The sequence below is a fragment of the Nostoc spongiaeforme FACHB-130 genome, from assembly GCF_014698475.1.
Classification (GTDB): domain Bacteria; phylum Cyanobacteriota; class Cyanobacteriia; order Cyanobacteriales; family Nostocaceae; genus Nostoc_B; species Nostoc_B spongiaeforme.
The window spans coordinates 35,088-48,940 of sequence record NZ_JACJTB010000050.1 but is presented as its reverse complement, the minus strand read 5'-3'; the positions used below and the strand labels follow the sequence as shown (position 1 = coordinate 48,940).

The window sequence follows — 13,853 nt, the reverse complement described above, 5'->3', positions numbered from 1 at the left end:
GAGGTGTGGGAGGATGGTGAAGAAATCTTTCCCCCCTCTCTTCCCACACTCCCCACACTCCCCTCTCTCCCCAAACTCACCACACCCGCTACCCATACGTGAGAAATTCGGGTCTAAGGATTGATGGGACAACTGTATTTATTAAGCCCCTAGCCTCTAGCCCCTACTCCCTCACTCTAGCAAATGTATATTTATACCAATTTGTCAATAATCGAGAAAATAATTGTTAAAATGGATAACACTTCGCTTGATTGTGTAATTTAAGTTAACTATTGCAGAGAAATTCTCTTCATTATGAGTAGAATGACAAATACAGCCGTTAGTAACTAGGCTATAGGTTAGTTACTATCCAAGACCCTTTGTTAAGTCCTCAGTTATTTTAAGTATTGTGCTTCTGAGGCATACCAAGCAAAACCAAACCACATTCTAAAAAGAGAGCTTCCAAAAATCATAATGCCTGTGATTGAGAAAAAAAGAACTCGCGATCTGCCCCAAATCAACGAAAGAATCCGCTTCCCTAAAATTAGAGTCATTGATACTGATGGCTCCCAATTAGGAATTATCACTCCTCAGGAAGCACTGCAATTAGCTGAAGAAAAAGAGCTAGATTTAGTGCTGCTCAGTGATAAGGCCGACCCGCCAGTTTGCCGAATCATGGACTACGGGAAATACAAGTTTGAACAAGAGAAGAAGGCGCGGGAAGCCCGGAAGAAGCAGCACACGGCCGATGTCAAGGAAGTAAAGATGCGCTACAAAATTGAAGAACACGACTATAACGTGCGTGTGAAACAAGCAGAGCGTTTCTTGAAGGACGGTGATAAAGTTAAAGCGACTGTTATGTTTCGGGGTCGAGAAATTCAACACAGTGACTTAGCAGAAGATTTACTCAAACGTATGGCGACAGACCTAGAACCCTTTGGTGAAGTACAACAAGCACCGAAAAAAGAGGGGAGAAATATGATGATGCTGATTTCGCCGAAAAAGTAACCTTTGACTTTGCGAAACACAACGGACAATTCACTGCTGAAAATAGCATAAAGACCTAAAGGTCAAATAAGTTTATCAAAAATTGATAGTCCTGAGAGCTGAGTGGGAAACATAATACTCAGTTGCTCAGGACTCTTGCTTTTTAAGTGCTGAGTGCTGAGTGCTGAGTGCTGAGTGTTGAGTGCAATTTTTCATTGAATTGTTGCAGGGTGATATCAGAAAGCTAAACTGCATGGAACTGAAAAACTACTCGTTGGTTGTCAATAAAGGTGTTGTTTCACGACTGCTACAGTGGGTAAATCTGCGGCCGGAGGAAGGCGAACGGACTTTGATCATGTTTGCCTTTTACACAACTGTATCTATTGGGTTGCGATGGGCTGAGGATAGTACGGTTGCACTGTTTTTAGATCAATATGGTGCGGGGCCGTTACCTTGGATGTACATTGCTAGTGCGGCGATGGGTGCAGGGTTAGTTTTTGTTTATTCTTGGTTACAAAAGATTTTTCCCTTGCGCTGGGTGGTAGTGGCGATCGCACCTTGTATGGTTGTGCCACTGATGCTCTTGGTATTATTACGTGAGGGATTACATCTTTCCTATGTAGCAGTAGTTTTAGTGTTCATCCTGCGATTGTGGGTCGATGCACTTTATGTAGTCAACGACCTCAACACCTCTATTGTTGCTAATCAAATTTTCAACATCCGTGAAATTAAACGTACTTACCCGCTAGTTAGCAGTGGCTTATTAGTAGCGGATGTGATCAGTGGCTTTAGTTTGCCGTGGATTTTGCAATTCATCAAACTAGAGAAAGTCATCCTGATTGCTTGTGCATTGATTGTTTTAGGGTCAGCTATCTTAGCTTATTTAAGTAATCAATATCGCGCCGCCTTTCCTGATGCGCCCCAACGTCAAGTCCCTCATGAACAAGCTTCTCGATATCGGCGGATTCAAGCGCCCCTACGCCGCTACACATGGCAGTTATTTGCCTTTGTGGGGCTATTGCAAGTTATAGGATTGTTGGTTGACTTTCAATATCTCCGGGAACTGAAATCTAATTTAGGCGATCGCGACTTGGCGAGTTTTTTAGGTCTATTTGGCGGAATTGTCGGTTTGTGTGAGTTGGGGACTCAGTGGTTTGTTTCCAGCCGCCTGATTGAAAGAATTGGTGTATTTTTCACCGCCGCACTGTTACCGATTAGTGTTGGCTTTGTTGTTCCTGCTGCGATCGCTTTATTAAATTTATTCCCGGCTTTGCATTCCTATGGCATTTTCTGGGGATTAGTGGGGTTAAAATTCTGCGATGAATTGCTGCGCTACACCTTTGTTGTGAGTAGTGGGCCAGTGTTATACCAACCCATCCCCGAACGGCTACGCAGCCACATGCAAGCATTATCCGGTGGAACAGCCGAAGCCATTGCGACAGGTGGGGCGGGATTACTGATTTTGGCGACTTTGTTTGTATGTAATCGATTTGTTCCCCCTGGATTACAAGAATGGGTATTTGTGGGCGAAACTGTATTGGCGGCTGCTACTTGTTTAAGGGTGGTTTGGGTACTGCGATCGCGTTATGTTGATTTATTAGTTTTAAGTGCCGAACGAGGCGAACTCAGTGCTTCTAATGTTGGTTTACGTGTCTTTAAACAAGGGGTAGTCAAAGCTTTAGGTGAAAAAGGCAGTACCACAGATAAACATTCTTGTATTGAACTTTTAGCACAAATTGATCCACATGGAGCCGCCGAAGTTTTAGCGCCACTGCTGTTAAAGTTACCGCCAGAATTGCAACGCCAAAGTTTGGAAGTCATGTTTATTGGTGGGGCGAATCCTGCTTATGCTGGGGATGTGCGGTTGGTAATTGAACAACCCCCAGAAAAAATTGATCCAGAAGTGCTGGCTTTGGCGTTGCGTTATGTGTGGCTGGCGGAAGAAAATCCTAACTTGAGTCAATTAGAAGAATATTTGCAGGCGCGACACCATTCTTTAATTCGCGCCACCGCCGCCGCTTTAATTTTGCGTCAAGGAACACCAATCCAAAAGGTAGCAGCCACCAAAACGCTGCAAAGAATGTTGACCCATAAACAAGAAAGAGAACGTATTAATGGAGTCAAAGCCCTCAGAGAAACAATATACCTCCAAGCCTTGCGGATTCATATCCCGAATTTGTTGCAGGATGAATCTTTGCGGGTGCGCTGTGCTGTATTGGAAATGATTGCAGCCACTCGCTTAGAAGATTACTATTCTGCCTTAATTGCCGCACTTTACTATAAATCAACTCGCACCACGGCGATGCGTGCCTTAGCCAAACTAGAAAATGATGCTTTGGATATGCTGTTACAGTTGGCGACGGATACTTATAAGCCAGAGATAGTACGGATGTATGCGTGGCGAACCATTGCCCAAATTCCTACCCTACAAGCAACAGAAGCCCTGTGGCTACATTTAGAAAAATCTTGGGGTGCGACGAGATATCAAATTTTGCGTAGTTTACTCAAAGTCCAAAAACAACCAGAAACTAACAGCCGAGTAGACCGCTTTTATCAAACGCGAGTCGAAACTTTAATTGACCAAGAGTTGAAGTTTTTAGGAGAAATTTACGCCGCGTATTTGGACTTACAAAAACCACAAACTCTCGATAATTATGCCACATCCCAAAGAGCCGCAATTGTTTGTGATTTATTACAAAAAGCGTTGTTAGAACTAGAAATTGATGGACGAGAACGGTTACTGTTGCTGTTAAAATTGCTTTATTCAGCAGAAAAAATGCAAGCCGCCGCTTTTAATTTAAGGTCTAATTCTGGGGTGAATATTGCACGGGGTTTAGAAATTTTAGAGCATACAGTGACACTGCCCGTCAAATCTTTATTGTTGAATATTTTAGATAAGCGATCGCACCAAGAAAAACTGCATTATCTTGTAGAAGCTGAATTGGTCGAATATGAACCAATGCAAGTCAGTGAACGATTGCGGAGAATGCTGAGTTTAGATAATTTCCTGTCTGATTGGTGTTTAGCCTGCTGTTTGCATCTGGCGCAAGTTAGCCGCATCCGCTTAACTAGTCACGAAATTTTACTAGCTTTACGTCATCCTACAGGCTTTGTGCGCGAAGCAGCGATCGCATATTTAAATGCTGTTTCCCATCGCGTGCTTTTAGAACTCCTGCCAAAATTACAACAAGATACACATCCATTAGTAGCCACTCAAGTCAAAGAATTAATGAAAAAATACAGTGTTCGCCGTCCTTCGGCTAGTAACAAGGATGCGACTGTAACTAGAAATTGAGCATTTATCCCTCACTCATTGATTTTGACTCCTCAATTCTTCAATTTAGGTGCTTACAAAGCCGAATCAAAAATTTGTTGGGCTGTCAATTTGAGTTGGGGAAATAAAGGCGAGATAATCACATCATTACCCCTAAACAAAGTCATTTGATAATCTCCATCAACTAAATTACAAATGGTAATAGTTTGTTGTTTAGGATTACCAGTAAATCTTTTGCCACCGAGTGCAGCATAGTCCACAATCCAATACTCAGGAATTCCCATTTCTTCGTAATCCCTGAACTTGTCGTAGTAGTCATCTCGCCAATTGCTGCTAACGACTTCGATAACAATTGGTACAGATGCAGCTTGAATCACAGTCGATTGCTTGCTCCACAGTGGTTCATTAACAAGATTGTCGTGATTTAATACTAAAATGTCGGGAGAATAGGTTGAGTTATTGCCCTCAATTTTGATCAAGGCAGTTTTGGGAATGCGAAACGGAAGTCCCATTTGTAAAAACTGAAAAGTAATCTGTGCTGCCAAAAATCCAACAACATTTTCGTGTTCACCAGTTGGGGGCGGCATTTCAACAATAACTCCTTGATGTAGCTCATATTGCACCCCGTTTGAGGGATACCAATCAATAAATTGTTCAAAGGTTGCTAACTTGGGTAGGGTTTGAGTCATAGTCAACACTTCCACATATATTTGAATTTATCATCGCTACTGCGAGATTGTGCCACAGGATAAAAACTGGCTAACCCACCAAATACCGCCCAATCTGGGGGTCTATCGCTGCAAGTTTTTATTGATAGAATCGCTATGGTGATATTTAAATCTATCTCAGTCTGATGAAAAGCGATCGCACACAAAACCCACAAACTTCTATTCAACGTCCCGAATTACTTGCGCCAGCAGGTAACTGGGAATGTGCTAAGGCTGCTGTTGAAAATGGGGCGGATGCGATTTATTTTGGTTTGGATAGATTTAACGCCAGAATGCGGGCGCAAAATTTTACTGAGGCTGATTTACCGCAATTAATGAAGTTTCTGCACCTGCGGGGTGTAAAAGGCTATGTTACTGTCAATACTCTCATCTTTCCGCAAGAATTAACCGAAGCACAGCAATATCTCCGCACCATTGTTGCGGCTGGGGTAGATGCGGTAATTGTGCAAGATGTCGGTATTTGTCGTCTCATTCGTCACCTCTCACCTGATTTTCCTATCCACGCTTCCACACAGATGACTATCACCAGTGCGGCTGGGGTAGATTTTGCCAAATCTCTGGGTTGTCAGTTGGTAGTTTTGGCGCGGGAATGTTCTATTAAAGAAATTCAGAAAATTCAGCAAGCAACTAATTTACCATTAGAAGTCTTTGTTCATGGCGCTTTGTGTGTCGCTTATTCTGGTCAGTGTTTGACGAGTGAAGCTTTGGGTGGGCGTTCGGCTAACCGGGGTGAGTGCGCCCAAGCTTGTCGGATGCCTTATGATTTAATCGTTGATGGTGAAATTGTTGATTTGCAAGAACGCAAATATTTACTCAGTCCCCAAGATTTGGCGGGGTTAGAAGTATTACCAGATTTGGTCAAGGCTGGGGTAACTAGTCTGAAGATTGAAGGGCGGTTGAAAGCACCGGAATATGTTGCAAATGTCACCCGCGTTTATCGAGAAGCTTTGGATAAGGTGATGGCGGAGTTGGTAAGACCTAACCCCCTAACCCCCTTCCCTGGGAGGGAAGGGGGAAATAAGACTCCCCTCTCCGCTTCGGAGAGGGGTTGGGGGAGAGGTCAAGAACAATACAACTTAGAAATGGCGTTTTCCCGTGGACTATATACTGGCTGGTTTAAGGGAATTAATAATCAAGAATTAGTTCATGCGCGGTTTGGGAAAAAGCGCGGAGTTTATTTGGGGGAAGTTACCCGTGTTCGTAACGAACAAGTGACGATTAAGTTAGAAGCACCAGTCAAACCAGGAGACGGAATTGTATTTGACTGCGGTCATCCAGAGGCGAAGGAAGAAGGCGGTCGGGTTTACACAGTCACACCCAAAGGTCAGGAAGTTGTACTGACTTTTGGCAAAGATAGCCTCAACTTCCGGCGGGTGCATATCGGTGATAAGGTGTGGAAAACCAGTGACCCAGAACTGGATAAACAACTGCGTCAAAGTTTTGCTGGCGATAACCCGCAATTTCAGCGTCCGATATCGTTGGAAATTTATGGCGAAGTTGGGCAATTGTTAATTGCGATCGCCCGCGATGAACTTGGTAATATCGTACAAGTAGAATCTGCGATCGCACTAGTCGAGGCACACACTAAACCTTTAGATACAGACCGTTTGCGAGAACAATTCGGTCGTCTGGGTAACACTCCCTTTTGTTTGGGAACTTTAACCAATCATCTCCAGGGCGCTGTCATGGTTCCAGTGAGTGAGTTAAACCGGATGCGTCGAGAAATTGTCGCCCAGTTAGAAGAATTACGCAGTCAACCTAAACGGTGGGAATTGCGTTCGGATGCTTCCTTACAAAACTTACTTCCAGCTGTCTCTCCCCCATCTCCCACATCTCCCGCACTCATAGTTCTAGTCCGCAACCTCAAGCAACTCCAAGCCGCCTTGAATACTGGTGTGGAAACTCTCTACTGTGAGTTTGAAGACCCCCGCACCTACCGCCAAGCCGTAGAACTAGTACATCAACACAGAACTCCCCCACTCCCCACTCCCCACTCCCCACTCCCTCAAATATGGGTTGCACCTCCCCGCATTACCAAACCTGGGGAAAACTGGATTTTACAGCAAGTACGGGCGGCAAATGCCGATGGTTATCTGGTGCGGAATTATGATCAGTTACAATTTTTTGGTGTAGATAGATGCGTTGGTGATTTCTCACTCAACGTTGCTAACCCTTTAACCGCAGATTATTATCAACAGCACTTTGGGTTAGAAAGACTAACTGCATCCTACGATTTAAATATCAATCAATTAGAAGACTTACTGAGCAGTTGTCCACCGCAATGGTTTGAGGTGACAATTCACCAGCGTATACCAATGTTTCACATGGAACATTGTGTTTTCTGTGCCTTTCTTTCGGAAGGTACTGATTATACCAACTGTGGCAGACCTTGTGAGCAACAGGAAGTGAAATTACGCGATCGCGTTGGTAGTGAACACGTCCTTCAAGCTGATGCCGGTTGTCGAAACACCGTATTTAATGGTACAGCCCAAACAGGTGCCGAATACGTACAGCGTCTGATAGAACTGGGTTTACGTCATTTTCGCATTGAATTTGTCAATGAAACACCAGAACAAGTGACAAAAACTATACAGCGTTACCGTCAGTTACTCCAAGGCGAAATTTCTGGTTCCCAACTTTGGCGAGAGTTGCAATTACAAAATCAGTTGGGTGTCACTCGTGGCCCCTTGGGTTTATCTCCAGTCGGCGGCGGGAGGAAGTTGTAAGCGGCTATAATCGAACCATAGAGGCGCAGAGATGACAGAGTAATGAGGGCAGGACTTACGCAATCCCACAAAGCTTAATTTATCGAACCGCCAAGTCGCATTAGACGCGCAAGCTGCTTCCCGCAGGGTAGAACGCCAAGAAATCATAGAGTCTATGTAAGTCCTAGAGGGTTTAAGAGGTTTTTTGGATCAGTCCTAACTTGTAGAGTATACAAATTAATCCGCGTCCATCTGCGTCCATCGGCGGTTAATTATTTTTTCTTGTATCTCACTGAGATGAGAATAGCTATAAAACTAATGACAAATCAGCACTTCACACCAGCTTTTTCGCTAAAAAATATCGTTGATGACCGGGGGGAAAATCTTCTAGAACACCAAATACTTGATAGCCGAGACGTTGGTAAAAACCCAAGGCTTGAAAACTAAAGGTATCTAGGTATACGTTGCCACAACCGCGTTGTTTCGCTGTTTTTTCAGCCTCTAGCATCATTTTGCTACCATATCCTTGACCGCGCAGTGTTTCGGAAACCCAAAGATGCGAAATATACAGCCATTCCCAATTTGTTTTACCAACTAATCCAGCCACAATAGTACTGTCAGCATCTCGCACCCAAATAGCCAAAGGCTCGTGTACATCTGGCTCTGTTTGACTGTTGTTATATTCCACCAGATGGTTGATGACAGTACGAATATCTTTTGCATCGGGTTGATGATCGATTGTAATTTTTAGATTACTCATCTGAATCATTCGTACTAAATGGCGCTAGAATAACACGGAATCGCACTGCTGTAACTTTTGTCTTTCCGAGTCAAGCCTTTGTAAATCCTTCAACTATCTCAAGGTAGAGGTTTTGTAGCGGATCTGACACTATACCCAAATTAGGTTTGTAGCATCTATAACGCTAGTAAGATTTTTATGAATTCCCGGATTCGCTTTTTAATGTGTCCTCCTGACCACTATGATGTAGATTATGTGATTAATCCTTGGATGGAAGGGAATATTCACAAATCCTCACGCGATCGCGCTGTTGAACAGTGGCAGGGTTTATATCAAATTCTCAAAGAACATGCCATTGTAGATTTAGTTACACCGCAAAAAGGCTGGCCTGATTTAGTTTTTACTGCCAACGCCGGTTTAGTTCTGGGGGAAAACGTCGTTCTCAGCCGCTTCTTACACAAAGAACGTCAGGGAGAAGAACCATATTTCAAACAATGGTTTGAAGAAAATGGTTATACAGTATATGAACTGCCAAAAGATTTACCATTTGAAGGCGCGGGTGATGCACTTCTAGACAGAGAAGGGCGCTGGTTATGGGCGGGATATGGTTTCCGTTCAGAATTAGATTCGCACCCATATCTGGCTAAATGGCTGGATATTGAAGTGTTATCTCTGCGTTTAATTGATGAAAGGTTCTATCACTTAGATACTTGTTTTTGTCCGTTGGCGAATGGCTATTTACTCTATTATCCCGGCGCGTTTGATTCTTACTCCAACCGCTTAATTGAAATGCGTGTCGCCGCAGAAAAGCGCATAGCCCTTGCTGAAGCCGATGCTGTTAACTTCGCTTGTAATGCAGTGAATGTTGAGAGTATCGTAATTATGAATAAAGCCAGCGAAGCTTTAAAATCTCGCTTGGCAGAAGTTGGTTTTCGAGTTCTAGAAACACCACTCACCGAATTTCTCAAAGCTGGTGGTGCAGCTAAATGTCTCACTTTACGGGTAACAGAACCAGTCCGCGACGAAGTTCATGCCAATGTTTCTGTTGAAAGTCGGATTATTCGTTTAGAAGGACATTTACTAGATTCTGGTTTAATTAACCGCGCCTTAGATTTGATTGTTGATACAGGCGGAAGTTTCCAAGTATTGAATTTCAACTTGGGAGAACAGCGCCAAAGTACATCGGCGGCTGAAGTCAAGGTTTCAGCACCATCTCACGAGGTGATGGAAGAAATCATCTCTTTGTTAATTGATTTGGGTGCAGTAGACTTACCCCAAGATGAACGGGATGCGAAGCTGGAACCTGTAACTTTGGCTGGTGTCGCGCCTGATGATTTCTACGTCAGCACAATTTATCCCACAGAGGTGCGGATAAATGGGCAATGGGTGAAGGTAGAAAATCAACGGATGGACGGCGCGATCGCCATTACTCAAAGTGCAAATGGTATAGTGGCAAGATGTAAAATTCTGCGGGATTTGGAAGTTGGGGAACAAGTAGTTGTTGATGTACTTGGTATCCGCACCATCCGCAAAACCGAATCACGGGAACAACGCAACGCCCAAGAATTCAGCTTTATGTCGGCGGGTGTTTCCAGCGAACGCCGCGTTGAGTTAGTGGTGGAACAAGTCGCTTGGGAATTACGTAAAATCCGTGATGCTGGCGGTAAAGTAGTTGTCACGGCTGGCCCTGTGGTGATTCACACTGGCGGCGGTGAACATCTTTCCCGCTTGATTCGAGAAGGTTATGTACAAGCTTTACTGGGCGGAAATGCGATCGCAGTCCACGACATCGAGCAGAATATAATGGGGACATCTCTCGGTGTAGACATGAAGCGGGGTGTCGCAGTCCGGGGTGGACACCGCCATCACTTGAAGGTAATTAATAGCGTCCGTCGTCATGGCAGCATTGCCAAGGCTGTCGAGGCAGGGGCAATTAATAGCGGTGTGATGTATGAATGCGTCCGCAATAACGTGCCGTTTGTCTTGGCTGGTTCCATACGGGATGACGGGCCTTTGCCTGATACCCAAATGGATTTGATTAAAGCACAAGAAGAATATGCCAAACATCTTGAAGGCGCAGAGATGATTTTAATGTTGTCATCGATGTTGCACTCCATTGGCGTGGGGAATATGACCCCATCTGGTGTAAAAATGGTTTGTGTGGATATTAACCCGGCTGTGGTGACTAAATTGAGCGATCGGGGTTCGATTGAATCAGTTGGTGTGGTAACAGATGTGGGTTTATTCCTCAGTTTGTTAATCCAGCAGCTTGATAAGTTGACAAGTCCTTATCGTGCGGTGGTAGGTTAAAAGACGAACCACAGAGACGCAGAGGGCGCAGAGGAATGATTAGAGTAGCTTTCACAAGAGAGTTGCAAGTTAATTGGGTCAGTTTTATTGCTGATTTTCTGCTGGCGGGGATGGTTTTTGGCCCGCCAGTCGCGCCTTTCTTAGCTGCGTCTGGAGTATGGTTACTTGGGGGTATTGCGAACATCATCTATTTCATGGGAAATCATGTGTGTCCGCAACCAGAAATGGGCTTAGATTTAGCACCCCCATTTATCATGGCTGTGTGTATGCGCTGTTACGGTACGGTTACAGGTTTGTTAATTACCCGCCTACTATATGCTGTGACTGGCGGGAAAGGTTTTTATTGGTTAAGTCAATACGGCTGGAATGGTGCTGCTTTCGCTAGTGTGTTGATGATGGCTTACCCATTAGAATTAGCAGCACAAATTTTTGACTTATGGGATTTTAATAATTATTTAGTTACGCCTTTTGGGTTAATTACAGGTTTGGCTTGGGGTTTGTTTACAATGCCGATTTTACATGGTTGGCAGCGTCATTAAACTAAGTCAGGGGACTGACTACTACTAAATATGGTGTATTACCTACCTTTAACCAGCCTAATTTTGAGGATAGTGAAATACTATGGCAAAAGATAGATTTCATAATATCGTCAGAAATGCTTTAGAAAAAGAAGGCTGGAAGATTACTGCTGATCCTTATGAAATTAATGTGGATGATGTAGATTTTGAGATTGATTTAGCAGCAGAGCAACTGTTAGCCGCAGAGCAAGAAGGCAAAAAAATTGCAGTAGAGATTAAAAGTTTTATTAGTCCATCAAATGTTTCAGAATTTCACACAGCGTTGGGACAATTTTTAAACTATCGGGATGCCTTAGATCAAATTGACCCAGAACGCCAACTTTATTTAGCGGTGCGTGTCCCAGTTTATGAAAGTTTTTTTCAACGGAGATTTATTGCCTCAGCAATTGTCAAATATCAACTGAGATTGATGATTTATGATGTAGAAAGAGAGGCGATTCGTCAATGGCTGTAGAACAATATCGGCAATATATTCGACATCTTCTTTCAGAACGGCAAAAACGAGCCGCAAGGCAACGAAATGCCGAAGAATATGAAATACAGACAATTTTCGACGAACAACAAGACCACTATCAATTACTTTATGTCGGCTGGCGGGGAAATAAACGCGATTTTGGCTGTATTTTACATCTTGATATTAAAGATGGAAAAATTTGGATTCAACATGATGGTACTGAAGAAGGAATTGCTAATCGATTGGTAGAAATGGGAGTACCTAAGCAAGATATTGTTTTAGCATTTCACGAACCCTATATACGTCAGTTTACTGAGTTTGGAGCTTGAGAAATATTTTCATACAAGGCTTAGTTACCATCAGAAGTATAAGTTCAGTATGGGTGGTTTTAACCTGATTACTGAACCGTAATTAATTTTTATTCACTCCTCTATTCTTTGTAAACCATTCCTAACAATTTGGGGTTAAAATCATCAGGAAATTTAGTATTTTTATTATAGTAAGCTCCTGTCATATTAGCTCCAAACATTTGTTGTATATCAAATCCAAATAATTTTAACTTATTTAAACTTTCTGGTAGTGTCAAACTCGCTTTGCTAAGGTCAGCTCCACGTAAATCTGCTCCACTTAAATTACAATTCTCTAACTTTGCTTCACTAAAGTTAGAGTTACTCAAATTAACATTTTCAAATTGAACACCCCAAAGTTCTGCTTTAATCAATTTAGCTCTACTTAAATTAGCGTTATTGAAATTGCAATTATGTATATATGTACTACTTAAATCTGCTTCACTCAAATTAGCCATATCTAACTTCACATCACCTAAACTAGATTGACTAAGAATTACTTTTTCCAAAGTAGCATTACTTAAATCAACAGCATAAAAGCTAGACCTTTCAAGGTTAGCTTCAGTTAAATTAGCTCTTATAAAAGAACAGGATATAGCTTTAGCACAGTATAGATTAGCTTTACCAAAATTTACATTATCGAGTTTTACTTGTGTAAATTTAGATCCAACTACTGTAGCCTCGCTAAAATCAGCCGTACTCAAATCAAAATTATTTATGACTAACTCCTTAAAAATCATTTCTAAGACTTCTTTAGGTAACCTTTCTGAACTTTGTATTTCTAGTTCACTAACTTTCGCTAAGACTTCATCAATATTAGGAATTGATAAACTAACTTTTTGAAAGTTTCTTGCACCTTGTAAATAGCGTTCTTTCAATTCTTCTATATCCATGTATTTACTCATTTCTTTTTGTGTTTTTGGTAACTTTAACGTCGCTTTTTACTTGTAGCAGAAGCCACTGCAATATAACTATACTAACCAAACAATTTCAATTTGATGAACTTTCTACCTCACACTCCTAAACCACTCATTAATACCTTCTGCTAAAACTTTGACTAACTTCTTCTGTTCCTGGGTATTTGTCGCCTCCTCAAAGTCGTCAGGGTTACTCATAAAACCTAACTCCAATAATACTGATGGTGCAGAATGGGGACGTGTGAGTGCCAAATTTTGCCAATACAGACCATAAGAAGGTTTACCCAAGTCATTAACTAAGCGGTTGTGTAGTAAGACAGCTAGGCTATGGGCTTGGGGATGATACCAATAGGTACTGATACCCCTGGTATTTTCCGCATCACCATCATCGGGGAGAGAGCGATAGTGAAAAGTAAGAGCGATCGCAGGTGATTCTTGCTCTATAATTTTCTGACGTTCTACCAGGGATAAGTCTCGATCATCTTCCCTCGTCATCACTACAATTGCACCCCGCCGCACTAACTCATCTCGCAATAGCTTGGTTACTTGCAAATTCAAGTCTTTTGCTAAATAACCCGTTGGCCCAGCTGCACCTAATTCTGTACCACCATGTCCAGGGTTAAGTGCAATTTTGAGTCCAAATAAGGGCTTCTCTCGTTGTCTCTGGGAGATTACAGATGAGTAATTCCGATTCAGGTTTTTATCTTCCGCCCCAGTTACGGTGGAATTTGCCAGAGAATTTAAAACTATTAATCCTATCACTAGTAATATGAGTTTCAATGCAATTCCTCTGCTCAATCATTTCATAGCAACAGCCAAGGTTATGAGCAGATGA

General features: G+C 42.6%; 12 protein-coding genes. 7 read left to right on the top strand and 5 right to left on the bottom strand.

The features are described from left to right. Window positions 1-453 precede the first annotated feature (453 nt). Both infC and H6G74_RS26175 read left to right on the top strand, forming a co-directional pair. Window positions 454-987 (top strand): translation initiation factor IF-3, encoded by a 534-nt coding sequence (infC, locus tag H6G74_RS26180; protein ID WP_015111888.1) that lies wholly within the window; start codon window positions 454-456, stop codon window positions 985-987. A 232-nt stretch (window positions 988-1,219) separates the two neighbouring features. Beyond that, the gene (locus tag H6G74_RS26175; RefSeq protein ID WP_190970431.1) at window positions 1,220-4,261 is read left to right on the top strand and encodes an MFS transporter; all 3,042 of its coding nucleotides are present in this window, start codon (window positions 1,220-1,222) and stop codon (window positions 4,259-4,261) included. A gap of 53 nt (window positions 4,262-4,314) precedes the next feature. Here the strand turns inward: H6G74_RS26175 and H6G74_RS26170 are convergent, their stop codons facing one another. Then, a complete protein-coding gene (locus H6G74_RS26170; RefSeq protein WP_190970430.1) occupies window positions 4,315-4,929 on the bottom strand; it encodes a Uma2 family endonuclease in 615 nt (204 codons plus the stop codon). A gap of 164 nt (window positions 4,930-5,093) precedes the next feature. Here H6G74_RS26170 and H6G74_RS26165 point away from each other — a divergent pair, with 164 nt between their 5' ends. After that, entirely contained in the window at window positions 5,094-7,694 is a 2,601-nt protein-coding gene (locus H6G74_RS26165) for a U32 family peptidase (RefSeq protein WP_190970429.1), read from the top strand. Here H6G74_RS26165 and H6G74_RS26160 read toward each other — a convergent pair. Continuing rightward, complete coding sequence (locus tag H6G74_RS26160) at window positions 7,662-7,841, bottom strand: hypothetical protein (RefSeq protein WP_190970428.1); 180 nt, start codon at window positions 7,839-7,841, stop codon at window positions 7,662-7,664. The genes H6G74_RS26165 and H6G74_RS26160 overlap by 33 nt on opposite strands. 166 nt (window positions 7,842-8,007) lie before the next feature. Further along, window positions 8,008-8,433 carry a GNAT family N-acetyltransferase gene (locus H6G74_RS26155; protein ID WP_190970427.1) on the bottom strand — a complete coding sequence of 142 codons (426 nt, stop codon included), beginning with the start codon at window positions 8,431-8,433 and terminating at the stop codon, window positions 8,008-8,010. Between the two features lie 177 nt (window positions 8,434-8,610). On the opposite strand from H6G74_RS26155, the gene argZ reads away from it, so the two are divergent. From argZ to H6G74_RS26135, 4 genes are all read left to right on the top strand, one after another. Next, a complete protein-coding gene (gene argZ, locus H6G74_RS26150; protein WP_190970426.1) occupies window positions 8,611-10,722 on the top strand; it encodes a bifunctional arginine dihydrolase/ornithine cyclodeaminase in 2,112 nt (703 codons plus the stop codon). A gap of 35 nt (window positions 10,723-10,757) precedes the next feature. Beyond that, complete coding sequence (locus H6G74_RS26145) at window positions 10,758-11,261, top strand: DUF2085 domain-containing protein (RefSeq protein ID WP_190970425.1); 504 nt, start codon at window positions 10,758-10,760, stop codon at window positions 11,259-11,261. A gap of 82 nt (window positions 11,262-11,343) precedes the next feature. Beyond that, window positions 11,344-11,754 carry a XisH family protein gene (locus H6G74_RS26140; RefSeq protein ID WP_190970424.1) on the top strand — a complete coding sequence of 137 codons (411 nt, stop codon included), beginning with the start codon at window positions 11,344-11,346 and terminating at the stop codon, window positions 11,752-11,754. Beyond that, entirely contained in the window at window positions 11,745-12,083 is a 339-nt protein-coding gene (locus H6G74_RS26135; RefSeq protein WP_190970423.1) for a XisI protein, read from the top strand. The genes H6G74_RS26140 and H6G74_RS26135 overlap by 10 nt, the downstream gene beginning before the upstream one ends. A 101-nt stretch (window positions 12,084-12,184) precedes the next feature. Here the strand turns inward: H6G74_RS26135 and H6G74_RS26130 are convergent, their stop codons facing one another. Beyond that, complete coding sequence (locus tag H6G74_RS26130; protein ID WP_190970422.1) at window positions 12,185-12,994, bottom strand: pentapeptide repeat-containing protein; 810 nt, start codon at window positions 12,992-12,994, stop codon at window positions 12,185-12,187. A 114-nt stretch (window positions 12,995-13,108) separates the two neighbouring features. Next, window positions 13,109-13,798, bottom strand: coding sequence for an N-acetylmuramoyl-L-alanine amidase family protein (locus tag H6G74_RS26125; protein WP_190970421.1), 690 nt, complete (start codon window positions 13,796-13,798; stop codon window positions 13,109-13,111). Window positions 13,799-13,853: the final 55 nt, after the last annotated feature.

Excerpts from the sequence above, each read along its gene's own strand:
- H6G74_RS26130 (WP_190970422.1), bottom strand. The coding sequence starts at position 12,994 with ATGGATATAGAAGAATTGAAAGAACGCTATTTACAAGGTGCAAGAAAC.
- H6G74_RS26165 (WP_190970429.1), top strand. The coding sequence starts at position 5,094 with ATGAAAAGCGATCGCACACAAAACCCACAAACTTCTATTCAACGTCCC.
- H6G74_RS26135 (WP_190970423.1), top strand. The coding sequence starts at position 11,745 with ATGGCTGTAGAACAATATCGGCAATATATTCGACATCTTCTTTCAGAA.
- H6G74_RS26140 (WP_190970424.1), top strand. The coding sequence starts at position 11,344 with ATGGCAAAAGATAGATTTCATAATATCGTCAGAAATGCTTTAGAAAAA.
- infC (WP_015111888.1), top strand. The coding sequence starts at position 454 with ATGCCTGTGATTGAGAAAAAAAGAACTCGCGATCTGCCCCAAATCAAC.
- argZ (WP_190970426.1), top strand. The coding sequence starts at position 8,611 with ATGAATTCCCGGATTCGCTTTTTAATGTGTCCTCCTGACCACTATGAT.
- H6G74_RS26175 (WP_190970431.1), top strand. The coding sequence starts at position 1,220 with ATGGAACTGAAAAACTACTCGTTGGTTGTCAATAAAGGTGTTGTTTCA.
- H6G74_RS26160 (WP_190970428.1), bottom strand. The coding sequence starts at position 7,841 with ATGATTTCTTGGCGTTCTACCCTGCGGGAAGCAGCTTGCGCGTCTAAT.
- H6G74_RS26155 (WP_190970427.1), bottom strand. The coding sequence starts at position 8,433 with ATGAGTAATCTAAAAATTACAATCGATCATCAACCCGATGCAAAAGAT.
- H6G74_RS26145 (WP_190970425.1), top strand. The coding sequence starts at position 10,758 with ATGATTAGAGTAGCTTTCACAAGAGAGTTGCAAGTTAATTGGGTCAGT.
- H6G74_RS26170 (WP_190970430.1), bottom strand. The coding sequence starts at position 4,929 with ATGACTCAAACCCTACCCAAGTTAGCAACCTTTGAACAATTTATTGAT.